Below are 22,396 nucleotides of genomic sequence, written 5' to 3'. Positions count from 1 at the left end.
GTTTGCCGCCGGACTGGTGAAGACTGCCGACGGGGCTTTCTTCCGGGGCGTGCGATCCGGGTCAGCGCGCGACGCTCAGACGCTTCTCCTCCAGCCACTTGTCCGCATTGGCCGGGCGGTAGGAGTGCATCCACTCAAGCATCGTATCGATCTCCTCGCCGTGCCACAGGTCGTCGCGCTGCCCGGCGTTGACGAAGTGCTCAGCGACCATGCGGTCCATCATGTCGATCAACGGTTCATAGAAGCCCTCCACGTCGAGGAATGCGCATGGCTTGTCGCCGATGCCCAACTGGCGCCAGGTCAGCATCTCGAACATCTCGTCCAGGGTGCCGAAGCCGCCGGGCAGGGCGATGAAGCCATCCGAGAGCTCGAACATGCGCGCCTTGCGCAGGTGCATGCTCGGCACGACTTCCAGGCGCGTCAGCCCGGGATGGGCGACTTCCCAGTTGACCAACTGCTCGGGTATCACGCCGATCACCTCGCCACCCGCCTCGAGCACCGCGTCGGCCATGACACCCATCAGGCCGACGTTGCCGCCGCCGTAGATGACGCTGATGCCGCTTTCAGCCAGTTCCTGGCCGAGGCGGCGGGCGCGCTCGGCGTAGATCGGCCGGGAGCCGGAATGGGAGCCGCAGTAGACGCAGACCGATTGCATGGGCATGGGGCGTTGCCTTGAGTTGGGATGGGTGAAACCAGAACGGCGCACCGAGGGTGCGCCGTCTGTGGAGATGCGATGTCCGGCGGCGGTATACGCCGCCGGTCGCCGCGGCTCAGTTCGCCTTGTGAATGGCACGCTTGTCGACCGCCAGCGCGGCTTCGTGGACCACTTCCGAAAGCGCCGGATGGGCGAAGCAGATGCGCGCCAGATCGTCCGCGGCACCCTGGAACTCCATGGTGATCACGCCGCTGTGGACCAGCTCGGACACGTTGGGGCCGCACAGGTGGACGCCCAGCACGCGATCCGTCTCGGCATGCGCGATCACCTTGACCAGGCCGGCCGGCTCGTTCATCGCCACGGCGCGGCCGTTGGCGGCAAACGGGAAGCTGCCGGTCTTCACCGGAATGCCCTCTTCCTTGCACTGGGCTTCGGTCTTGCCGACCCAGGCAATTTCCGGCTCGGTGTAGATCGCCCACGGCACGGTATTCAGGTTGACGTGGCCGGGCAGGCCCGCAATCAGTTCCGCCACGGCAACGCCTTCCTCCGACGCCTTGTGCGCGAGCATCGGGCCGCGCACGCAGTCGCCGATCGCCCAGACGCCGTCGACGCCGGTGTGGCAATGCTCGTCCACCTCGACCTGGCCACGCTCGTTGAGCTTCACGGCCACACCATCGCCTAGCAGCTTGGAGGTCGCGGCGCGGCGACCCACGGCCACCAGCAGCTTGTCCACGACCAGGGACTGCTCGCCCTTGGCGTCGTCATAGGTCAGGTGCACGCCGTCCTTCTTGACCTCGGCCTTGCTGACCTTCGCGCCCAGCTTGATGTCCAGGCCCTGCTTCTTGAACTCGCGCGCGGCCACCTTGCTGATGTCGGCATCGGCGGCTGCGAGGAACGTGGGAAGCGCCTCCAGGATGGTGACTTCGGCGCCCAGGCGGTTCCAGACGCTGCCCAGCTCCAGGCCGATCACGCCGGCACCGATGACGCCGAGGCGCTTGGGCACCGCGTCGAAATCCAGGCCACCGACGTTGTCGACGATGCGGTCACCGTCGAATTTGGCGAACGGCAGCTCGATGGAATCCGAGCCCGTCGCGATGATGACGTTGGCCGCCTTCAGCTCGACCTCGCTGCCGTCGTGCTGCTTGACCTTGACCAGGTTGTCCTTGTGCAGGGTGCCGAAACCGTAGAACGGCGTGACCTTGTTGGCCTTGAACAGCATCGTGATGCCGCCGGTGAACTGGCTGACGATCTTGTCCTTGCGGCCGACCATCACGCCCACGTCGATCTTCGGCTTTTCCGCCGAGATGCCGTGGTCGGCGAAGCCGTGCAGGAGGTTGTGGAACTGGCGCGAGCTGTCCAGCAGCGCCTTGGACGGGATGCAGCCCACGCGCAGGCAGGTGCCGCCCAGGGCCGGCTTGTCGTCCTTGCCCAGTCCCGCATCGACGCAGGCGACCTTCAGGCCGAGCTGCGCGGCGCGGATGGCGGCGACGTAACCGCCGGGACCGCCGCCGATCACGACGACATCGAAGTTCTGTTGTTCGCTCATCTCAAAAAGATCCTTGGCTTGGTGCGGAAGGCCCCGGCGCCTCGGCGCGGGGCTCCGGGTGGGAGTGGTCCCGTGGGATCACATGCCCAGCAGCATGCGGTGCGGGTTCTCGAGCTGGTTCTTGATGTCGACCAGGAACAGCACCGCGTCCTTGCCGTCGATGATGCGGTGGTCGTAGCTCAACGCGATGTACATCATCGGCGCGGCCACCACCTTGCCGTCCTCGACAATCGCGCGCTCTTTGATGGTGTGCATGCCCAGGATGGCGCTCTGCGGCGGGTTGATGATCGGGGTGGAGAACAGCGAGCCGAAGGTGCCACCGTTGGTGATGGTGAAGGTGCCGCCCTGCAGGTCTTCCAGCTTCAGGCCGCCTTCGCGCGCGGCGAGGGCGTAATCGTTGATCGCCTGCTCGGCCTCGGCAAAGCTCATCGACTCGGCGTTGCGCAGCACCGGCGTGACCAGCCCGCGGTCGGTGGACACGGCGATCGAGATGTCGGCATAGCCGTGGTAGATCACGTCCTTGTCGTCGATCGAGGCGTTCACCGCCGGGTAGCGCTGCAGCGCGTTGGCGCAGGCCTTCACGAAGAAGCTCATGAAGCCCAGCTTGATGCCGTAGGCCTTCTGGAACGCGTCGCCCTGCGACTTGCGCATGGCCATGACCGCGGACATGTTGACCTCATTGGAGGAGGTCAGCATCGCGGTGGTGTTCTTGGACTCCATCAGGCGCTCGGCGATGCGCTGGCGCATGCGGGTCATCGGCACGCGCTCTTCCGGGCGGTTGCCGCTGGCCCGGCCGACGCCGGCATTGCGGGCATAGTTGACCAGGTCTTCCTTGGTCACCGCGCCGCGACGGCCCGTGCCTTCCACGTTGGCCGGGTCGATGCCTTCCTTCTGGGCGGTGAAGCGCGCACCGGGCGGCAGCTCCGCCGATCCGCCCTTGGACGGGGCAGGGGTGCCCGCGGCAGCCTTCGCCTGCACCGGCTGGGCCACATCGCTGGCGGCGGCGTCGTTCTTGGCGTCGATGGCCTTGTCGGATTTCTCCGGCTTGGCTTCGGTAGCAGAAGCGCCTTCTTCGACGATTGCCAGCAGCTGCTCGCTGGTGACGGTGTCGCCGCTTTCGAACTTGATTTCCTTGAGCACGCCATCCACCGGCGAGGGAACTTCCAGGACGACCTTGTCGGTTTCGAGGTCGACCAGGTTCTCATCACGCTTGACGGCATCGCCGGGCTTCTTGTGCCAGGTGGCGATGGTGGCGTCGGAGACGGATTCGGGCAGAACCGGAACTTTGATCTCGGTGCTCATGGGAAAAATATCCTGGGTAACTGTGGAGTGGGTCGAATGGGGTGGACTATGGGTTGTGCAATCGGAAGCGGGTGGCATGGCAGGTGACGCGGTTCCGGCCCGGGTGTTCCGGGCCGGGTGGGCAGCGATCACTCGTCGGCGGGCTCGCCCTGCAGCGGATTCACCAGCGCATCGGCGACCAGCTTGGCCTGCTCGATCACGTGATCGGACATGTGGCCGACAGCCGGCGACGGCGAGCTGGGGCGACCGGCGTAGTGCAGGGCATGGCGCGAGGCCACGCAGAAGTTCAAATGGTGGCGGATCTGGTACCACGCGCCCTGGTTCTGCGGCTCTTCCTGGCACCACACCACGTCCTCGACGGAGGCGTAGCGCTCCAGTTCGGTGCGCAGCGCCTCGCGCGGGAACGGATACAGCTGCTCCACGCGGATCAGGGCGACGTCGTCGGCTTCGCGCTTGATCATGTCCTCGAGAAGGTCGTAGTAGACCTTGCCGCCGCAGACCACGACGCGCTTGACCTTCTTCGGGTCGGCCTTGGCGTCGGGGATCAGGGTCTGGAAGCTGCCGTTGGCAAGCTCGTCCAGGGTCGATACGGCGAGTTTGTGGCGCAGCAGGGACTTGGGCGTCATCACCACCAGCGGCTTGCGGGTCTGGATCAGCATCTGGCGACGGATCATGTGGTACGCCTGCGCCGGGGTGGTCGGCGTGCACACCATCATGTTGTCGAGCGCGCACAGCTGCAGGAAACGCTCCAGCCGCGCCGAGCTGTGCTCGGGACCCTGGCCCTCGTAACCGTGCGGCAGGAACAGCGCCAGACCGCACAGGCGGCCCCACTTGGCCTCACCCGAGGACAGGAACTGGTCGATGACCACCTGCGCGCCGTTGGCGAAGTCGCCGAACTGGGCCTCCCAGATCGCCAGCGTGTCCGGATCGGCCGTGGCGTGGCCGTACTCGAACGCCATCACCGCTTCCTCGCTCAGCAGCGAGTCGATGATCTCGACGTCCATCGGGTCCTTGACCAGTTCCTGCAGCGGCAGGTAGTAATCGTCGGACGTCTGCTCGTGCAGGATCGCGTGACGGTGGAAGAACGTGCCGCGGCCTGAGTCCTGGCCGACCAGGCGCAACTTGTAGCCTTCCGAGAGCAGGGTGGCGTAGGCCAGGTTTTCCGCGAAACCCCAGTCGCCGCTCTGCTCACCGGCCGCCATCTTGCGGCGGTCTTCGTAGATCTTCTGCACGCGTGCATGCAGCTTGATCGCGTCGGGCACGGTGTTGATCTGCTTCGCCAGTGCCTTCAGGTCCCCCTCATCGAAGCGGGTATCGACCTCGTCGGACAGCTTGCCCTTGAGGAACTTGTTCCAGTCCACGGTGAACTCATCGGGCTTCACCGCCACCATCTCGGTGGTGACCTCGCCCGCGTCGAGCTTGTCGCGGTAGGTATCGACGATCGCCTTGGCCTCATCGGCGCTCAGCGTGCCCTCGGCGATCAGGCGGTCCGCATACAGCTCGCGCGGGGTCTTGTGCTTGCGGATGGTCTGGTACATCAGCGGCTGGGTCGCCGCCGGCTCGTCGGCCTCGTTGTGGCCGTGGCGGCGGTAGCAGACCAGGTCGATGACCACGTCCTTGGCGAAGGTGTTGCGGAAGTCCAGCGCCAGCTCGGCGCAGAACGCCACCGCTTCGGGATCATCGCCGTTGACGTGCAGGATCGGCGCACCGACCATCTTCGCCACGTCGGTGCAGTACAGCGTGGAACGGGCGTCCTCGCGGGCGCTGGTGGTGAAGCCGACCTGGTTGTTGACCACAATGTGGACGGTGCCGCCGACGCGGAAACCGCGTGCCTGCGACATCTGGAACAGCTCCATCACCACGCCCTGGCCGGCAAACGCGGCATCGCCGTGGATGAGGATCGGCAACACCTGGTTGCGCGTGTCCTTGCCGCCGCGGCGGGTCTGGCGCGAGCGTACCGATCCGGCCACGACCGGGTTGACGATCTCCAGATGCGACGGATTGAACGCCAGCGCCAGGTGAACGGGGCCGCCCGGGGTGGCCACGTCGGCGCTGAAGCCCATGTGGTATTTGACGTCGCCGGCCAGCGCCAGCTCGTTGTGCTCGAACTTGCCCTCGAACTCGTCAAACAGCGTGCGCGGCGACTTGCCCAGGGTGTTGACCAGCACGTTGAGGCGGCCGCGGTGGGCCATGCCGATGACCACGTCCTTGGCGCCCTGCTCACCGGCGCGACGGACGGTGGTGTCCATCAGCGGGATCAGGGCATCGCCGCCTTCCAGCGAGAAGCGCTTCTGGCCGACATAGCGGGTGTGCAGGTAACGCTCCAGCCCCTCGGCTGCGGTCAGGCGCTCAAGGATGCGGCGCTTGTCGTCGGTGCTGCGACCGTACTTGCCGCCGGCCTTTTCGAGGCGCTCATAGAGCCAGCGACGCTGCGGGGCGTCGGCGATGTGCATGAACTCGGCACCGATGGGACCGGTGTAGGTGGCCTTGAGCAGGTCGAAGAGCTTGCCGAGGTTCATCCGGTCCATGCCGGCGACACCGCCGGTGCTGAACTCGTCGCCGAGGTCCGCCTTGGACAGGCCGTGGAACTCCAGTTCCAGGTCCGGCGCCGGGGGCGCTTCCAGGAAACCCAGCGGGTCGATGTCAGCGCCGAGATGGCCGCGCGAGCGGTAGGCGGTGATCAACTTGCCCACGAAGCGCTCGCGTTCATCGGCCGCACCGTGCGCGGATTTGCCCGCGTGACGCGCCGCTTCGATGATGGTGTCGATGACGGCGGAGTGCGGCACATCGCCCGCCTCCCGACCGTGGAAACCGTCAAAATAGGTTTTCCATTCGACCCCGACACTTTCGGGGGAGACCAGGTACTGCTCGTACAGGTCTTCGATGTAGGCGCCGCTGGAACCCAGCTGCGATGACTGCGAGAACTGCTTCAGGAGATTGGCCACGGTGGCGTCGCTAAACTCGAATAGGGGGAGTGGGTGTGCCGGTGGGGCGGAAAATGCCGGTTCAGGCACGCGAGTGTTTGAATTATAGCCTCTCGGGATGTCACGGGCGGGTGCCGAACCGGCTCACTGGCCAATATCGTGGCGGCGCCGGGGCTGGGGGTTCAGCCCTGTTCAGGTTCGCACGAGGGGTCAAATGCCGAGCGTGCGGTACTCGCTGCATGGCCGCGCGCGTTCCCAGACTGGGCTGAAAAGGTTGAGCAGGTGGCGGGCGCGGGAGCGATCATCGATTCGGGTATCGCCCTCGAGGCGTGAGGCGATGGGACGAAAGTAGTAGCCGCCAGCGTCGCTGCAGGTGTAGGCCGAAGCATAGGAGCGGTCGAACGGCTCCTCCACGGCGCGAAACGCGATGGTGCTCGGCAGCCGCTGATGGAGGCCGATGAGCGGACTCTGGTTGCGCTGGGGCGCGGTGGGGTCGTGCAACAGGATCCGGATCTCGCCGTTGTCGATGGCGAAGCCCCGAAGGGCGGTGATGATCTCCGGCACGTCCAGCACGCCCGGGTCCAGTTCCGGGCTGTAGATGAGGAGCTGCCTGCGCGCCGTGACGATGACACCCAGGGTGGCGGCGATCGCGCCCGCCCGGTCGCCCACCGGATTGGTGGCGCCTGGATGCAGCACCATCATCTGGTGGTCGATGCCGGCCTCGTCAAACCGCGGGCCGACCGGCAGGAAGCCGTGGCGTGCATAGAAGGGGATGGCATGCACCTGTGCGTGCAGCGAGAGCTTGTCCCAGCCCAGGTTACCGGCGAGTTCGAGCAGCGTTCGCAGCATGGCGTCACCCACGCCGCGGCCGCGCCACGGGGAGAGCACCGCCATCCGGCCGATGTGTCGCTCCGGTGTCAGCCGCGCCGTACCAATGGGCGTGCCGGCGGAATCGCGGGCGATCACGTGGTGGGAAGCAGGATCCAGTTCGTCCCATTCGAGCTCGAGCGGTACGCCTTGCTCCTGCACGAACACCGCTTCGCGGACGGCTCGCAGATCGCTCAGGCCGGACTCGTATTCGATCGCCTCGACCTTGAAATCGGACGCGGTCTCGCTCATTCGTCATCTTCCTCCGTGATCAGGTGGTAGTGGCCGGCGTCCATCAGTTCGATCAGGCAATCCCGGCCTTGCTCGCCCAGCGAGGCATAGTCGCCGCCGTCGACAACGTCGGCGTTGGCCAGCAGAGTCGCGTCGTCGATCGATAGCGGGTGGCTCTCGCCGTTGGCGTGCAGCACCGCCGCCGGGCCGGCGCGTCGCCAGGCCATCCGCGAGTAGGGATGGCGCTGCAGGCGTCCGCCGTGCTGCAGGTCCCACTCGATCTCGATGCGCGAGCGCGGCTGTTCGCCTTCTTCCAGCTGCGGCGGGATCACCTCGACGGCGTTGCGGTAGCGGGTGATGAAATTGCCGAACCACTCGGCCAGTTGTTCGGGACGATCACCGCGCAGCGCATCCAGGGCGCGGACGACGCGCGCCATCGCCGCCGCGTCGATCTCGCCAGGATCGGCGGCAGGCGCCAGGTCGGGATCGTGGTAGCGCAGCGCGTCGTCCGCCTCCGCGGTCAGCGTGTCAACCAGGTCGCCCAGCAGTTCGGCCGAGGAGGGCGCGCGCATGCCGAAGGAGAACGTCAGGCAGGCGTCCTCGGCGACGCCGTGATGGGGCACGCCGGGCGGCAGGTAGAGCATGTCCCCCGGTCCCAGCACCCAGTCGTGGCTGGGATCGAACTCACGCAGCAGGCGCAACTCGACATCATCGCGGTAGGCCAGCGGGGGGTTGTCGCGCGCGTCGATCTGCCAGCGCCGATGGCCGACCGCCTGCAGCAGGAACACGTCGTACTGGTCGACGTGGGCCCCGACCGAGCCGCCGGGCGCGGCGAAGGACACCATCACGTCGTCAATCCGCCAGCGCGGCAGGAACGCAAAATGGCGGATGAGCGCGGCGACATCGACATCCCACTTGTCGACGTCCTGCACCAGCAAGGTCCAGTCCGCGCCGGGCAGCGAGGGGAACATCTCCTCGGGGAACGGGCCGTGGCTGACGCTCCAGCTGTCATCGCTGCGGTCGTGGCGGATCAGGCGCGACAGCGCGCCTTCCTCGCAGGCCAGGCCGGCCAGGTCGTCGGGGTCCATCGGCGATTGCAGGTCGGGGAACGCGTTGCGGATCAGCAGCGGTTTTTTCTGCCAGTAGTCGCGCAGGAAATCCGCCGGTGACATTCCAAGTGGCGGCTCGGTACTCGCGTCGACTTCGATCGGCGGCGGCAGATTCAATGAGTCACTGCCGGGCTTGCTGCCCGGGGAGCGGGTGGAACCAGACGCCGCGGCCTTGGAGTTGTGCATTACGCGTCCTGCTGTTGGGCCGGAACGGCTGGCCACTGGTGATGTGGCCGGCCGCGAACCCGCGGGCCGGCCCGGCAAAGCGCTAGATGTTGCGCGCCAGCGCTTCGGCGTGCCCGACGTAACTGGCCGGGGTCATTTCGAGCAGGCGCCGGCGTGCATCCTCGGGCAGGTCAAGCCCGCTGATGAACCCGCGCATCGACGCCTCGTTGATGCCGTGGCCACGCGTCAGCGCTTTGAGCTGCTCGTACGGGTTGGGCAGGCCATGGCGACGCATCACGGTCTGGACCGCTTCGGCGAGCACTTCCCAGGACGCGTCCAGGTCGGCGGCCAGGCGCTCCTCGTTGGCCGAGAGCTTGCCCAGTCCGCGCATCAAGGCATCCAGGCCGATCAGCGCATGGCCGAACGCGGTGCCCAGCGCGCGCAGCACGGTGGAGTCGGTCAGGTCGCGCTGCCAGCGGCTGATCGGAAGCTTGATGGCGAAGTGTTCAAACAGCGCGTTGGCGATGCCGAAATTGCCCTCGGCGTTCTCGAAGTCGATCGGGTTGACCTTGTGCGGCATGGTCGAGCTGCCGACTTCGCCGGCCTTGACCGACTGCTTGAAGTAGCCCAGCGAGATGTAGCCCCAGATGTCGCGGCACAGGTCGATGGCGATGGTGTCGATGCGTTTCTGCGCGTCGCACAGCTCGGCGATGCCGTCGTGCGGCTCGATCTGGGTGGTGTAGGGCTGCCAGGCCAGGCCGAGCGAGGTGACGAACTTCTCCGAGAACGCCGGCCAATCGATATCCGGGTAGGCGGCCAGATGGGCGTTGTAGTTGCCGACCGCCCCATTGATCTTGCCCGGCGTGGGCGCATCCACCAGGGTCTGGCGCTGGCGCTGCAGGCGGGCGACCACGTTGGCGATTTCCTTGCCGACCGTGGTCGGCGAGGCGGTCTGGCCGTGGGTGCGCGAGAGCATCGGCAGCGCGGCGTACCGGTGCGCCATGGCTCGCAGTTGCTCGATCAACTCGTCCAGCCGCGGCACCATCACCGTGTTGCGCGCCTCGTTGAGCATCAGCGAGTAGCTCAGGTTGTTGATGTCCTCGGAGGTGCAGGCGAAGTGCACGAATTCCAGCGCCGGGCCTAACTCGGCGTCGTCGGTGAGGCGCTCCTTGATCAGGTATTCGACTGCCTTGACGTCGTGGTTGGTGGTGCGCTCGATCTCCTTGACCCGCGCTGCATCATCGACCGACAAGCCGTCGGCAAGTTGGCGCAGGCGCGCCGTCGCCTCCGCAGAGAACGGCACGAGTTCCTCAATCGCCGGCTCGTTGGCCAGCGCCAGCAGCCACTCGACCTCGACCCTGACCCGGGCCTTGATCAGCCCGAACTCGGAGAATATCGGTCGCAGCGCGTCGACCTTGCCGGCGTAGCGGCCATCGAGCGGAGACAGGGCGAGCAACCGGGATTCGTCGTTGGCGGGCATGGCAGGCGAGCTTGGCAGGGGGCTGGGCATTCTAGCGCGAGCCCCGCCGCGCCGGCGGCGGCCGCGGCGTATCCTCAGGCGATTGCCACCATTACGCAGGAGCACGCCATGGCCAAGCAGGATGTCCGCACCGAGCACGACAGCATGGGCGAGTTGCAGGTACCCGCCGACGCGCTGTGGGGCGCGCAGACCCAGCGCGCGGTCGACAACTTTCCGGTGTCCGGTCGGCCGATGCCGCGCGGGTTCATCCGCGCGCTGGGACTGGTCAAGGCTGCGGCCGCGACCGTCAATGCCGACCTCGGGCTGCTGCCCAAGGGCCGTGCCGCCGCAATCCGGAAGGCCGCGATGGCCGTCGCCGACGGTACCCACGACGCGCAGTTTCCGGTCGACATCTTCCAGACCGGCTCCGGCACCTCCAGCAACATGAATGCAAACGAGGTGATCGCCACGCTGGCCTCGCGCGCCGCCCGCAGCAAGCCCGTGCATCCCAATGACGACGTCAACCTGGGCCAGAGCTCCAACGACGTGGTGCCGACCGCGCTGCGGGTGTCCGCCCAGCTGGCGACGGTGGACACCCTGCTGCCGGCGATCAAGCACCTGCGCCGGGTCATCGACCGCCGGGCCAAGTCGCTGGACAAGGTGACCAAGACCGGCCGCACGCACCTGATGGACGCGATGCCGCTGACCTTCGGCCAGGAATTCGGTGCATGGTCGGCCCAGCTTGCCTCGGCGCAGGCGCGTATCGAGGACTGCCTGAAGCGGCTGCGCCGACTGCCCATCGGCGGCACGGCCATCGGCACCGGCATCAATGCCGACCCGCGCTTTGACAAGGCGATGGCCAAAGCGCTGTCGTTACTGGCCGGCTCGAAGTTCGAGGCCGCTGATAACAAATTCGAAGGGCTGGCCTCGCAGGACGACGCGGTGGAGCTGTCGGGCCAGTTGAACGTGCTCGCGGTGGCCCTGATGAAGATCGCCAACGACCTGCGCTGGATGAACTCCGGGCCGCTGGCCGGCCTGGGCGAGGTGGAGCTGCCCGAGTTGCAGCCTGGCAGCTCGATCATGCCGGGCAAGGTCAACCCGGTGCTGCCCGAGGCGGTGGCGATGGTGTGCGCGCAGGTCATGGGGCACAACGCGGCGATTACCGTTGCCGGCCAGAGCGGCAATTTCCAGCTCAACGTGATGCTGCCGCTGATCGCGTCCAACCTGCTGGATTCGATCAACCTGCTGGCCAATTCGATGCGCCTGCTGGCCGACAAGGTCATTGCCGGGCTCAAGGTCCGCCAGGACGTGGTCGCCGGGGCTTTGCAGCGCAATCCGATCCTGGTGACCGCGCTGAACCCGGTGATCGGCTACGAGAAAGCCGCGGCGATCGCCAAGCAGGCCTACGCGCAACAGCGGCCGGTTCTGGAAGTCGCAGTGGAGCTCACCGGCATGGCGGAGAATGAGCTCGCCCGGCTGCTGGATCCGGTCGCGTTGACGCGTGGTGGCGTGCCGCGCGGCTCGGCTACGGGGACGAAGTAACGCTCGCCCCCGTGGTGTCGGAACGGCAGTCGGCGACGTCATCCGCGTCGGCGTTGGCGTAGGGCGCGAACTCGGGCAATGCGGCCGCCAGCTTGTCCTGGGTGGCAATGAACGCCGGCAGGCGATCGCAGAGCCTGCGGGCCTCCTCCTTGAGTCCGCTGGCCTGGGCTTCGATGGAACGCTCGATGTCCGTCTCGCTTGCACCACTGAACGCGCCCTTCAGTGCCTCGCCCATCGCGGTCATTGCCACCCCCGCGCCCTTGAGCCCGATGTCGGCGCCGGCCTCGGCGATTTCCTCGATCTGCTGGCGATAATCACGCAGCAGTGCATCCTGGGCGGGGTTGGTCTGCACTTTCACGCCGTCGATCACCAGCTCGCCGTGCGGCGTGATCACGGCCTTGGGGGCGTCGTTGTCGTCACTGGAGAGGTCGATATCGCCGGTGCGGATTTCCTCGCGCACCTTGTCGGAGGCATTGGCGATCTTGCCCGCGACCGCGTTCAGGCCGGTGGCCAGAGTGCCGTCCGACGACTGGCTCGGGCCGGAACACGCAGCCAGCGGGAGGAGGCACAGCACCAGCAGAAACGCGCGGGAGGAATGTTGGACGTTCATCGTCTGCTCCGGATATCAGGGGTCGTGTGTGATGCGCTGAAACACAGTCGGGGGAAGTAATCGGGAAGCGCAGGGCCGGATGAGCGGCGCTGCGCCGGGTATTCAGCCCTCGTCGCGCCAACGGCGCAGCCGGATCGCAAGAAAGATCATGACCGCGCCGGCCGCTGCGCCGATCCACAGCGAGGGCAGGGCCAAGCTGGCGAGGATGTTGCCGGCGGACAGGTGGCCCAACAGGTCGTGCAGTCCGTCGCTGCCCCCGCCTTGCGCCGGGTTCGGGCGGTAGAGCAATTCGCTTCCCGACACGGTTCCCAGCAACATCCGGCCAACGATGTTTGACCAGAACCAGGAAGCGTCGAGGTCGAATATCCGCATAAGGTTGAACCAGTGCACAACGATGCCGGCGAAAAGCGGGATCATCAGCGCCCAGAGGAAAGGCTTCGTGCGCGCCCAGGCCGAGCACAGCATCAGCCAGCCGAACGTCGGCATGCCCCACAGGGCGAACACCGGAATGGCTGCGACAAGAGAGGTCGCCAACCGGACCGGACTGGCGGGACCCCACAGCAGCTCCACCGGGTTGCCGCCGTGCAACATCACCATCCCGCTGAGCAGGAACATGTAGCCGACCATCGTGAGCAGTGCGATTGCCACGGCGATGGCGGGTGCGACCAGCGCGGCACTGGCCAGCTTGGAAAGCACGGTCTGGGTATCCGACACCGGCAGCGACTTCCAGAACAACACGCTTCGATCCTTGCGGTCGTCGTACAGCGAGCCCAGGCAATAGAAGAACGTCACGAAGGCGAGCACGACGAACGGCCAGAAAGCGGCCATCACCAGTGACAGGTCGATCCCGTGCGCCAGTTGCTGCATCTGGTCGGCGTCCAGGGTGCGCGTGAGTGCCCTTAGATCGAGGCCGTTGAGGATGACATCCCCGTCGATTTTCAGCTGCCCGCTGCTGATTGCCCGGCGGGTGGCGACCTCGGCGGCAATGAACGCGACCAGCGTCAACACCAGTGAGATCACGCCGGCGATCAGAGGCGCCCAAAGGAAACCGCCCTTGTGCTCCCAGTACTCGCGCTTGAGCAGCATCTTGAAGGTGTGCGTGGAATGGACCGGCGCAACATTGCGCGCGGTGGACGGCAGCGAAGTGTCGGCGACGTTCATTCGTAGGTCCCCTGCATGGTGGCAACAAACAGATCGGCCAGTCCGGGCGTGCGGACCTCGCCGAGGGCGGCGAGCTGCTCCCGCGGTGCGCCGTCAAACAGCATTACCGTCTTGCCAAACGGCATCGAACGCTGGTGGATCGGCTGCAGCGCGCGAGCGGCGTCGGCGCGGTCGGCGCTGACCAGCACTTCCGTAAAACGTTCACCGACGTCGTCCATCGCGCTTTCCATCACGATCCGTCCGTCGTTGATGAACATCACATCGGTGAGGATGTGCTCGATCTCTTCCACCTGGTGGGTGGTGATGAGGATGGTTTTCTCCTCGTCGAAGTAATCCTCCAACAGGCGTTGGTAGAACTGCTTGCGATAGAGGATGTCCAGGCCAAGGGTCGGTTCGTCCAGCACCAGGAGCCTGGCGTCGATTGCCATGACCAGAGCGAGGTGGAGCTGCACGATCATGCCCTTGGACAGTTCGCGCACGCGCATTTTCGGCGTCAGCTTGGTTCCCTTTAGGAAGCGGTCGCAGCGAGCGCGATCGAAACGCGGGTGCACGCCGGCGACAAAGTCGATTGCCTGCTGGACGCGGATCCATCGCGGCAGCACCGCGACATCGGCAATGAAGCACACGTCGCGCATCAGCTCGTCGCGATCGGTGCGCGGATCGCGGCCCAGGACGCTCATCCCGCCTTCGAACTGGATCAGGCCCAGCATCGCCTTGAGCGCGGTCGTTTTGCCGGCGCCGTTCGGACCGATCAGGCCGACGATCCGCCCTGCCGGGATCTCGAAGCTCGCGCCGTCCAGCGCCGGCTTGCCCTTCCTGTAGACCTTTCGCAGGTTGCGGGCACTGACGACGTTCACGGGGTTGGTATCGAGAGGGGCGTTCATCGGGTACCTGCCTTGTTGGGGTCCGCGGTTACCAGCTGCTCCAGGTTCAGACCCAGGCGGGTGATGCGTTCAAGCACCAGGGGCCACTCCTCGGTCAGGAACCGTTCGCGCTCGCTTGCCAGGAGTTTCTCTGCTGCTCCTTCAGTCATGTACATACCCAGACCCCTTCGCTTTTCGACGAGTGCCTCGTCCACCAGCTCCTGGTAGGCGCGCGACACGGTGATCGGATTGAGCTGATAGTCGGCTGCGACCTGGCGGACCGACGGCAGCGCATCGCCGGGCTTGAGCTCGCCATCGAGCATCATTGCCACGACACGCTCCTTCAGTTGCCGATAGATCGGAGCGCCGTCGCTCCATTGGACTTCTGTCATTGGGTTATCCCCGTGGAACAAATGAGAAGTAGGGCATCAGCAGTGCGTGCCTGAACGGAACGGAACCGCCAGTAGCGCGGGAAACCGGTGGTGCGGAAGATTCCCGGCGGTGAGTGGCCGATGCATTACCATCAACGCTCGCTATTGCAGGCTGGGTGGAACGCTCGACATCCAGAGGGCTCAGGCCGAACACCACCGTCGTGACCAGCATCGCGCCGGTGATGGTCAGGGCAGACAAGGAGTTGTTGAACTTCCGGTTCATGGTGCCGTCCCCGTAATAGGTCAGTCGGTGTTGTATGCGACTATAACACCGAAACACATGCCGTCAACAGGTCCGCTCGTGATTGCCCCGCGGCACCGCGACCGCGACAATAGGCGTTTTTCGCCGCCACCCCGGCGACCTACAGGAGCAATCCGGATGAAGGCTTACTTGCGCGGCAGTGCCGTGTTGTTCACCACCGTTTCGCTGCTGGGTACCACGGTGGCGTTTCCCGTTGCTGCCGCTGCGCAGAACGCTCCAGCCCAGGAGAAGAATTTGCTCAACACCGATCGCGCCAAGGTCAGCTACATGGTTGGCCATGACATCGCCCGTTCCATCACCCCCGCCGCTGCGGACATCGACCTGGCCGCTTTCGAGCGCGCCATCAGCAACGCATTCAATGGCAAGCCGCCGCTGATCGCCGAGGGCGAGGTGCAGGAGGTCGGCCAGGCCCTGATGATGCGCATCGCCTCGCGGGCGGGTAAGGCACCTGCGGACGCCAAGATTCCCGAAGTGGACAAGCAGAAGGTCGCCTACCTGGTCGGGGCTGATGTTGGCCGCAACCTCGCGCCCATCAAGGGTGAGCTGGATCTTCCGGAGCTGCTGCAGGGCGTTCGCGCCACGTTCGCTGGCGACAAGCTCGCCCTCAGCGATGACCAGCTCAACGCGGTGCGCGACAGCTTCTCGCAGAAGATGCAGGGCGAGGCCGAGAAGCAGCAGGGGGAGATGGCGGCGCAGGCCAAGGTGAAGGGCGAGGCCAACCGCAGCGAAGGCGTGAAGTTCCTTGCCGAGAACAAGCAGGCGAAGGGAGTGTTCTCCACGCCTTCGGGCCTGCAGTACATGGTGCTGCGCCAGGGTTCGGGCGAGCGTCCGCTGCCCTCCGACCAGGTTCGGGTCCACTACGAAGGCAAGCTGCTGGACGGCACGGTGTTCGACAGTTCCTACAAGCGCGGCGAGCCGGCCGAGTTCGGGCTCAACCAGGTCATCGCGGGCTGGACGGAAGGCCTGGGCCTGATGCCGGTCGGCGCCAAGTACCGCTTCTGGATTCCGGGCGATCTGGCCTACGGCAGCAAGGGCACGCCGGGCGGTCCGATCGGGCCGAATGCGACCCTGGTATTCGACGTCGAACTGCAGGCAATCATCAAGTAGGACGTATCCTTCCTTTCATTGCCAACGCCCCGGTCCCTGTACCGGGGCGTCTTGCCCCAAGGAGTCCAGATTCCATGATCCATTTTTCCCGTACCGCGCTGCTTGCCGCGTCCATGGCACTCGCGCTGGTGGCCTGCCAGTCCGATGACAAGGCCACGCCGAAAGCCGACGCTGCCGACTCCTCCACCGCCCAGAGCCAGCCGCTGAAGATCAAGGGCCTGGCCACAGAGAAAGAACAGGTCAGCTACATGATCGGCCTGGACCTGGCCAAGGCGCTGGAGCAGGTCAAGGACGAGGTCGATGTGGACACGTTGGCCAAGGCGATCAAGACCGAGCTGGACGGCGGCGAGTCGCTGATGACCGACGAGCAGGCGGCGCAGGTGGCGGAGGCCTTTGGCCAGAAGCTGCAGGCCAAGCGCGCCGCCGAGGCGGCCGCCATCGGGGATGCGAACAAGGCAGAAGGCGAGGCATTCCTGGCCGGGAACGCGAAGAAGCCGGGCGTGGTGGTGACTGCTTCGGGCCTGCAGTACCAGGTACTGGAGGAGGGCACTGGCCCCAAGCCGACCGTGGATGACGTCGTCAACGTCCACTACAAGGGCACGTTGCTGGACGGTGAGACCTTCGACAGCTCGTATGACCGCGGTGAGCCGACCGACCTTCCGTTGCAGCAGGTCGTTCCCGGCTGGCAGGAAGGCATCGTGTTGATGCCGGTGGGCAGCAAGTACCGCTTCTGGATCCCTTCCGAGCTGGGTTATGGGGAAATCGGTACCCCGGGCGGCGCGATCGGTCCGAATGCCGCGCTGGTGTTCGAAGTCGAGCTGCTCGACATCGTCAACGACAACGCGGGCGAGTAGCCGCTCCGCACCCCGGCTTCGGGCTGGTCTTCCCGCGGTCGGGACAGGAGAAACATCATGCGCGTCAGTATTTTCGGCACCGGCTATGTCGGTCTGGTCACCGGCACCTGTCTGGCAGAAGTCGGCCATGAGGTGGTCTGCGTGGACATCGACCAGGCCAAGGTTGATGGCCTGAAGCGGGGCGAGGTGTCGATCTTCGAGCCCGGCCTGGCGCCGATGGTGCGCGCCAACCACGACGCCGGACGCCTGCACTTCACCAGCGATCCGGTGCAGGCCATTGCGCATGCCGAGGTGATCTTCATCGCGGTGGGCACGCCGCCCGACGAGGACGGCAGCGCCGACCTGCAATACGTGCTCGCGGTCGCCAGGACGATCGGTCAGTACCTGGAGGAGCCGACGCTGGTCGTCGACAAGTCGACGGTGCCGGTCGGTACGGCTGACAAGGTACGCGCGACGATTGCCGATGAGCTCGCGCGGCGCGGCGTGGATATCGACTTCACGGTCGTGTCGAACCCCGAGTTCCTGAAGGAAGGCGACGCGGTCAACGACTTCATGCGCCCGGACCGGATCATCATCGGGACCGAGGATGTCGAAGCGTCCGAGAAAATGCGCCGTCTCTACGCGCCCTTCGTGCGCAGCCGCGAGCGCTTCGTGGTGATGGACGTGCGTTCCGCGGAGCTGACCAAGTACGCGGCCAACGCGATGCTGGCGACCAAGATCAGCTTCATGAACGAGATTGCCACGATCGCCGAACGCGTTGGCGCGGACGTGGAAATGGTCCGCCAGGGCATCGGCTCGGATCCGCGCATCGGCTGGCAGTTCATCTATCCCGGTGCCGGCTATGGCGGCTCGTGCTTCCCCAAGGACGTCCAGGCGCTTGCCCGCACCGCGCACCAGCACGGCCTGCAGCCGCGACTGCTGGACGCGGTGGAGGCGGTCAACGAGCGCCAGAAGGAACACCTGTTTGAACTGGTCCAGCGCCATTACGGCGACACCCTCGCCGGCAAGACGTTCGCCCTGTGGGGGCTCGCGTTCAAGCCCAACACCGACGACATGCGCGCGGCTCCCAGCCGGCGCCTGCTGGAGCAGCTGTGGGCTGCCGGTGCGCAGGTGCGCGCGTTTGATCCGGAGGCGTCCAGCGAGGCGCAGCGCATCTTTGGCGAGCGCGGCGACCTCGTCCTTTGCGATTCGGAGTACGACGCGCTGGAAGGCGCCGACGCGTTGATCGTGATCACTGAATGGAAGCAGTTCCGCAGCCCCGATTTTGGCCGCCTCCGCAGTGCACTGGGCGATGGGGTGATCTTCGACGGGCGCAATCTCTACGATCCCGCAGAGCTGGAGGAAGCCGGCATCGCCTACTACGGGATCGGCCGCGGTCGCTCGTTGACGCGTTCCGGGTCGCCTGGAGTGGTCGCATGACCGGTCCCGATCCCAGAGTCGAGCAGCGCCTGGTCGACCTGGAAACCCGGCTCTCGTTCCAGGAGCATCATCTGGGCGAGCTCAGTGATGCGCTGGCCGCCGCCCGCGACGAGGAGGCGCGCAACGCGTTGCTGCTGCACCGCGCCCTGGAAGACCTGCGCCAGCTGCGCCTGTCGGTCGCGGCAAATCCGCATTCCGCCGATCCGGCGGGCGAGCCCCCACCGCCGCATTATTGAGCGCGCGACCCATCTGCCGTCTCCTGTCTGCTGAAGAACACCATGAATGACACCCTGCGCAACCAGTTGATGGGCCTTGGCTTCAAGCCTGCGCCCGAGCCCGAGCGCCGTCCCGCGAAGAAGCGCGATGGCAGCCCGGAGCGCAAAGGCGGCAGTGTCGGGGCAGGGCGCGGCGCAGAGCGGCGGGGAAATCCGGCGGCGCAAGGCCGGGTCGCCAAACCGTCCGACAAGCGGCAGCGCCCCGGTGCACCGGGACAGGCGCGTCCGCCCCGCAACCCGGCGCGCTCGCGCGAGGACATCGACCTGGCGAAGGCCTACGCGATCCGCGCCCAGCGCGAGAAGGACGAGCGCATCGCGGCGGAAAAGGCCAAGCAGGATGCGGCCCGCGAGCGGCGCGAAGCGCGCGCAAAACTGACCCAGCTGGTGCAGGGCAAGGCGCTGAATTCCGCCGACGCGGACATCGCCCGGCACTTCGAGTACGGCGGGAAGATCAAGCGCATCCACGTCACTGCCGAGCAGCTCAAAGCGCTCAATGCCGGCGAGTTGGGCGTGCTGCAGACCGACGGCCGTTACCTGCTGGTCGATGCGGCGTTGCTGGCCGAGGCCGAGCAGGTGTTCGCCCCGGCGGTCGCGCTGAAGGTCGACCCGGACGCCCCGGCGGCCGACGACCCTTACGCGGACCCGCAGTATCAGGTGCCTGACGATCTGGTCTGGTGATATTTGCGCCGGAGCGCCGGGAGCGCCGGGAGCAGAGGCCTTTGGGTGTGAATGTCCCCCGGCACCGATGAAGCCGGCGCCTCCTCCTTTATTTCACACCCCAAGGCCTCCGCTCCCGTTCTTCCAGCATCGGGGTGATTGGCGAAGCGACCTGCAGACCTTCGCGGCGAAATAAAGGAGGAGGCGCCCGCCGCAGGCGGGTGCCGGGGGACATTCGCCGCGAAGGCCTGCAGGTCGCGAAAAAAACCCTACTCCGGGTCGTAATCCAGGTTGGAGGCCAGCAGTCGCTCGCCCTGGGCCAGGGTCAACCCCTTGCGCGCGGCATAGTCCATGACCTGCTCGCGCGTCACGCGGCCGACCACGAAATACTGGCTGCGCGGATGGCTGAAGTAGTAGCCCGACACCGCCGCGGCGGGCGTCATGGCGAAGTTCTCGGTCAGCTGCATGCCGGCGTTTTTGGCCGGATCGAGCAGGCGGAAGATCGTCGCCTTCTCGCTGTGTTCCGGGCATGCCGGGTATCCGGGCGCAGGCCGGATGCCGCGGTATTTCTCGTCGATGAGCGCGTCGGTGTCGAGTGACTCATCGGCCGCATAACCCCAGAATTCGGTGCGCACGCGCTGGTGTACGCGCTCGGCCAGGGTCTCGGCCAGGCGGTCGGCCAAGGCCTTGAGCAGGATCGCGTTGTAGTCGTCATGGTCGGCCTCGTAGCGCTGCACGTGGGGCTCGATGCCCAGCCCGGCGGTGACGGCGAATGCACCGATCCAGTCCTGGCGTCCGCTGTCACGGGGCGCGACGAAATCGGCCAGGCACAGGTTGGGCCGCTCCGGCGGTTTGTCCGCCTGCTGGCGCAGGAAGTGGATCGGCTCGGCGCGGCCATCGACCTGGGCGATGACATCGTCGCCATCGCTGTTGGCCGGCCACAGCGCGAACACGGCCTTGGCGGTCAGCCACTTCTCATCGACGATGCGCTTGAGCATCGCCTGGGCGTCGCGGAACAGGTCGCTGGCCGAGGCGCCGACGACCTCGTCGGTGAGGATCGCAGGGTAGCGCCCGGCCAGCTCCCAGGCCTGGAAGAACGGCGTCCAGTCGATCAGCTCCACCAGTTCGTCCAGCGGATAGTCGTCGAACACGTGCAGGCCGGGCTGCAGCGGCGCCGGCGGTTCGTACTCGTCCCAGCCGCCCTCGAAGCGGTTGCCACGCGCGTGTTCCAGCGACACCAGCCGCTTGCCGCTGCCGCGGGTGCGGTGGCGCTCGCGGATCTGCGCGTAGTCGGACGCGTTGGCGGCCACGAAGGCATCGCGCAGCTCGACGCTGAGCAGGTTCTGGGCGACGCCCACAGCACGCGAAGCGTCCTTCACCCATACCGTCGCCGGTTTGTAGAACGGATCGATCTTCAGCGCCGTGTGCGCACGTGACGTGGTCGCGCCGCCGATCAGCAAGGGCATGGTGAAGCCCTGGCGCTGCATCTCGCGGGCAACGTGGCCCATCTCCTCCAGTGAAGGCGTGATCAGCCCTGACAGGCCGATCATGTCGGCGTTCTCGGCGATCGCGCGGTCCAGGATCACCTGCGAGGGCACCATCACGCCCAGGTCGATGACCTCGAAATTGTTGCAGGCCAGCACCACGCCGACGATGTTCTTGCCGATGTCGTGGACGTCGCCCTTGACCGTGGCCATGACGATCTTGCCGTTGGTCTTGCCGGTATCGCCGGTGCGCAGCTTCTCCGCCTCGATGAAGGGCAGCAGGTGGGCGACGGCCTTCTTCATCACCCGCGCCGACTTGACCACTTGCGGCAGGAACATCTTGCCGGCGCCAAACAGGTCGCCGACGACGTTCATGCCGTCCATCAGCGCGCCCTCGATCACGTCCAGCGGACGGGCCGCAGCCAGCCGGGCCTGCTCGGTGTCCTCGACGATCCACTGGTCGATGCCCTGCACCAGCGAATGGCTCAGGCGGGCACTGACCGGCTGCTCGCGCCAGCTCAGGTCCTCGACCTTCTTCTCGCCCTTGCGCCCGCGGTAGCTTTCGGCCAGTTCCAGCAGCGTCTCGGTGGCCTCGGCGTTGCGGTTGAGCACCACGTCCTCGACCGCCTCCCGCAGCTTCGGGTCCAGGGTGTCGTACAGCGGCAGCGCGCCGGCGTTGACGATGCCCATGTCCATGCCGGCCTTGATCGCGTGGTACAGGAACACGACGTGGATCGCCTGGCGGACCAGCTCGTTGCCGCGGAACGCGAAGCTGACGTTGGAGACCCCACCGGAGATATGGCAATGCGGGAACCGCCGGCGGATTTCGGCCGTCGCCTTGATGAAGGCGACGGCGTAGTCGTTGTGCTCCTCGATCCCGGTCGCGATGGCGAACACGTTCGGATCGAAGATGATGTCCTCGGGCGGGAAGCCGATCTCCTCGGTCAGCAGTTTGTAGGCGCGCGCGCAGATCTCGACCTTGCGCTCGACGGTGTCGGCCTGGCCGATCTCGTCGAAGGCCATGACCACGACCGCGGCACCGTAGCGGCGCACCAGCCGCGCCTGGCGCAGGAATTCCTCCTCGCCTTCCTTCATCGAGATCGAGTTGACGATGCCCTTGCCCTGCAGGCACTTCAGCCCGGCCTCGATCACGCTCCACTTGGAACTGTCGACCATCACCGGGATCCGCGCGATGTCCGGCTCGGCGGCGATCAGGTTCAGGTAGGTCACCATCGCCTGCTCGGAATCCAGCAGGCCCTCGTCCATGTTGACGTCGAGCACCTGCGCGCCGTTCTCGACCTGTTGCCGGGCGACGGCAACCGCCTCGTCGTAACGGTCGTCCTTGATGAGCTTCTTGAACTGCGCGCTGCCGGTGACGTTGGTCCGCTCGCCGACGTTGATGAAGTTGCTTTCGGGGCTGATGACCAGTGGCTCGAGGCCACTGAGGCGGGTGTAGCGGGGGAGGGTGCTCAT

At 66.2% G+C, this 22,396-nt stretch carries 19 protein-coding genes; 6 read left to right on the top strand and 13 right to left on the bottom strand.

All coding sequences use genetic code 11. The annotated features are described in order from the left end of the window. Positions 1-61: 61 nt before the first annotated feature. The 7 genes from INQ43_RS07515 to purB all read right to left on the bottom strand — a co-directional run bounded on the left by INQ43_RS07515 (position 62) and on the right by purB (position 10,279). Positions 62-655 carry a TIGR00730 family Rossman fold protein gene (locus INQ43_RS07515; RefSeq protein ID WP_194037614.1) on the bottom strand — a complete coding sequence of 198 codons (594 nt, stop codon included), beginning with the start codon at positions 653-655 and terminating at the stop codon, positions 62-64. Between the two features lie 115 nt (positions 656-770). Further along, positions 771-2,201 carry a dihydrolipoyl dehydrogenase gene (lpdA, locus tag INQ43_RS07510; RefSeq protein ID WP_194036031.1) on the bottom strand — a complete coding sequence of 477 codons (1,431 nt, stop codon included), beginning with the start codon at positions 2,199-2,201 and terminating at the stop codon, positions 771-773. 78 nt (positions 2,202-2,279) lie between these two features. Next, entirely contained in the window at positions 2,280-3,503 is a 1,224-nt protein-coding gene (gene sucB / locus INQ43_RS07505; protein ID WP_194033720.1) for a dihydrolipoyllysine-residue succinyltransferase, read from the bottom strand. 128 nt (positions 3,504-3,631) lie between these two features. Beyond that, positions 3,632-6,448 (bottom strand): 2-oxoglutarate dehydrogenase E1 component, encoded by a 2,817-nt coding sequence (locus INQ43_RS07500; protein ID WP_194036030.1) that lies wholly within the window; start codon positions 6,446-6,448, stop codon positions 3,632-3,634. 189 nt (positions 6,449-6,637) lie between these two features. After that, positions 6,638-7,546: a GNAT family N-acetyltransferase gene (locus tag INQ43_RS07495; RefSeq protein WP_194033718.1), complete on the bottom strand. Its 909-nt coding sequence runs from the start codon at positions 7,544-7,546 to the stop codon at positions 6,638-6,640. Then, complete coding sequence (locus INQ43_RS07490; RefSeq protein ID WP_228062679.1) at positions 7,543-8,697, bottom strand: cupin domain-containing protein; 1,155 nt, start codon at positions 8,695-8,697, stop codon at positions 7,543-7,545. Before INQ43_RS07490 ends, INQ43_RS07495 begins: the two co-directional genes overlap by 4 nt. A gap of 205 nt (positions 8,698-8,902) precedes the next feature. Further along, entirely contained in the window at positions 8,903-10,279 is a 1,377-nt protein-coding gene (gene purB, locus INQ43_RS07485) for an adenylosuccinate lyase (RefSeq protein WP_194036028.1), read from the bottom strand. Between the two features lie 108 nt (positions 10,280-10,387). On the opposite strand from purB, the gene INQ43_RS07480 reads away from it, so the two are divergent. Next, positions 10,388-11,800, top strand: coding sequence for a class II fumarate hydratase (locus INQ43_RS07480; RefSeq protein ID WP_194036027.1), 1,413 nt, complete (start codon positions 10,388-10,390; stop codon positions 11,798-11,800). Here INQ43_RS07480 and INQ43_RS07475 read toward each other — a convergent pair. From INQ43_RS07475 to INQ43_RS07455, 5 genes are all read right to left on the bottom strand, one after another. Next, the gene (locus INQ43_RS07475; RefSeq protein ID WP_194036026.1) at positions 11,784-12,410 is read right to left on the bottom strand and encodes a hypothetical protein; all 627 of its coding nucleotides are present in this window, start codon (positions 12,408-12,410) and stop codon (positions 11,784-11,786) included. The genes INQ43_RS07480 and INQ43_RS07475 overlap by 17 nt on opposite strands. Positions 12,411-12,512: 102 nt before the next feature. Continuing rightward, positions 12,513-13,571, bottom strand: coding sequence for an ABC-2 transporter permease (locus INQ43_RS07470; protein WP_194033713.1), 1,059 nt, complete (start codon positions 13,569-13,571; stop codon positions 12,513-12,515). Continuing rightward, positions 13,568-14,455 (bottom strand): ABC transporter ATP-binding protein, encoded by an 888-nt coding sequence (locus INQ43_RS07465; protein ID WP_194033712.1) that lies wholly within the window; start codon positions 14,453-14,455, stop codon positions 13,568-13,570. Before INQ43_RS07465 ends, INQ43_RS07470 begins: the two co-directional genes overlap by 4 nt. After that, positions 14,452-14,826: a GntR family transcriptional regulator gene (locus INQ43_RS07460; protein WP_194033711.1), complete on the bottom strand. Its 375-nt coding sequence runs from the start codon at positions 14,824-14,826 to the stop codon at positions 14,452-14,454. Before INQ43_RS07460 ends, INQ43_RS07465 begins: the two co-directional genes overlap by 4 nt. 4 nt (positions 14,827-14,830) lie before the next feature. After that, complete coding sequence (locus tag INQ43_RS07455; protein WP_194033710.1) at positions 14,831-15,088, bottom strand: hypothetical protein; 258 nt, start codon at positions 15,086-15,088, stop codon at positions 14,831-14,833. Positions 15,089-15,244: 156 nt separating this feature from the next. On the opposite strand from INQ43_RS07455, the gene INQ43_RS07450 reads away from it, so the two are divergent. The 5 genes from INQ43_RS07450 to INQ43_RS07430 all read left to right on the top strand — a co-directional run bounded on the left by INQ43_RS07450 (position 15,245) and on the right by INQ43_RS07430 (position 19,460). Beyond that, positions 15,245-16,234 carry an FKBP-type peptidyl-prolyl cis-trans isomerase gene (locus INQ43_RS07450; protein WP_194036025.1) on the top strand — a complete coding sequence of 330 codons (990 nt, stop codon included), beginning with the start codon at positions 15,245-15,247 and terminating at the stop codon, positions 16,232-16,234. Between the two features lie 74 nt (positions 16,235-16,308). After that, a complete protein-coding gene (locus INQ43_RS07445; RefSeq protein WP_194036024.1) occupies positions 16,309-17,088 on the top strand; it encodes an FKBP-type peptidyl-prolyl cis-trans isomerase in 780 nt (259 codons plus the stop codon). A 57-nt stretch (positions 17,089-17,145) separates the two neighbouring features. Next, complete coding sequence (locus INQ43_RS07440; protein WP_194036023.1) at positions 17,146-18,507, top strand: UDP-glucose/GDP-mannose dehydrogenase family protein; 1,362 nt, start codon at positions 17,146-17,148, stop codon at positions 18,505-18,507. Then, positions 18,504-18,743, top strand: coding sequence for a SlyX family protein (locus INQ43_RS07435; protein WP_194033706.1), 240 nt, complete (start codon positions 18,504-18,506; stop codon positions 18,741-18,743). The genes INQ43_RS07440 and INQ43_RS07435 overlap by 4 nt, the downstream gene beginning before the upstream one ends. A 42-nt stretch (positions 18,744-18,785) precedes the next feature. Next, entirely contained in the window at positions 18,786-19,460 is a 675-nt protein-coding gene (locus INQ43_RS07430) for a DUF2058 family protein (protein ID WP_194033705.1), read from the top strand. A gap of 248 nt (positions 19,461-19,708) precedes the next feature. On the opposite strand, the gene metH is transcribed toward INQ43_RS07430, so the two are convergent. Further along, positions 19,709-22,396, bottom strand: a complete 2,688-nt coding sequence (gene metH, locus INQ43_RS07425) for a methionine synthase (RefSeq protein WP_194033704.1) — start codon at positions 22,394-22,396, stop codon at positions 19,709-19,711.

The organism is Lysobacter sp. H23M47, assembly GCF_015209765.1.
GTDB classification, from domain to species: Bacteria; Pseudomonadota; Gammaproteobacteria; order Xanthomonadales; family Xanthomonadaceae; genus Novilysobacter; species Novilysobacter avium.
The sequence above is the reverse complement of the archived record's forward strand: the minus strand, read 5'-3'. Positions and strand labels throughout refer to the sequence as shown.

Excerpts from the sequence above, each read along its gene's own strand:
- INQ43_RS07515 (WP_194037614.1), bottom strand. The coding sequence starts at position 655 with ATGCAATCGGTCTGCGTCTACTGCGGCTCCCATTCCGGCTCCCGGCCG.
- lpdA (WP_194036031.1), bottom strand. The coding sequence starts at position 2,201 with ATGAGCGAACAACAGAACTTCGATGTCGTCGTGATCGGCGGCGGTCCC.
- sucB (WP_194033720.1), bottom strand. The coding sequence starts at position 3,503 with ATGAGCACCGAGATCAAAGTTCCGGTTCTGCCCGAATCCGTCTCCGAC.
- INQ43_RS07495 (WP_194033718.1), bottom strand. The coding sequence starts at position 7,546 with ATGAGCGAGACCGCGTCCGATTTCAAGGTCGAGGCGATCGAATACGAG.
- INQ43_RS07490 (WP_228062679.1), bottom strand. The coding sequence starts at position 8,697 with ATGTCACCGGCGGATTTCCTGCGCGACTACTGGCAGAAAAAACCGCTG.
- purB (WP_194036028.1), bottom strand. The coding sequence starts at position 10,279 with ATGCCCGCCAACGACGAATCCCGGTTGCTCGCCCTGTCTCCGCTCGAT.
- INQ43_RS07480 (WP_194036027.1), top strand. The coding sequence starts at position 10,388 with ATGGCCAAGCAGGATGTCCGCACCGAGCACGACAGCATGGGCGAGTTG.
- INQ43_RS07475 (WP_194036026.1), bottom strand. The coding sequence starts at position 12,410 with ATGAACGTCCAACATTCCTCCCGCGCGTTTCTGCTGGTGCTGTGCCTC.
- INQ43_RS07470 (WP_194033713.1), bottom strand. The coding sequence starts at position 13,571 with ATGAACGTCGCCGACACTTCGCTGCCGTCCACCGCGCGCAATGTTGCG.
- INQ43_RS07465 (WP_194033712.1), bottom strand. The coding sequence starts at position 14,455 with ATGAACGCCCCTCTCGATACCAACCCCGTGAACGTCGTCAGTGCCCGC.
- INQ43_RS07460 (WP_194033711.1), bottom strand. The coding sequence starts at position 14,826 with ATGACAGAAGTCCAATGGAGCGACGGCGCTCCGATCTATCGGCAACTG.
- INQ43_RS07455 (WP_194033710.1), bottom strand. The coding sequence starts at position 15,088 with ATGAACCGGAAGTTCAACAACTCCTTGTCTGCCCTGACCATCACCGGC.
- INQ43_RS07450 (WP_194036025.1), top strand. The coding sequence starts at position 15,245 with ATGAAGGCTTACTTGCGCGGCAGTGCCGTGTTGTTCACCACCGTTTCG.
- INQ43_RS07445 (WP_194036024.1), top strand. The coding sequence starts at position 16,309 with ATGATCCATTTTTCCCGTACCGCGCTGCTTGCCGCGTCCATGGCACTC.
- INQ43_RS07440 (WP_194036023.1), top strand. The coding sequence starts at position 17,146 with ATGCGCGTCAGTATTTTCGGCACCGGCTATGTCGGTCTGGTCACCGGC.
- INQ43_RS07435 (WP_194033706.1), top strand. The coding sequence starts at position 18,504 with ATGACCGGTCCCGATCCCAGAGTCGAGCAGCGCCTGGTCGACCTGGAA.
- INQ43_RS07430 (WP_194033705.1), top strand. The coding sequence starts at position 18,786 with ATGAATGACACCCTGCGCAACCAGTTGATGGGCCTTGGCTTCAAGCCT.
- metH (WP_194033704.1), bottom strand. The coding sequence starts at position 22,396 with ATGAGCACCCTCCCCCGCTACACCCGCCTCAGTGGCCTCGAGCCACTG.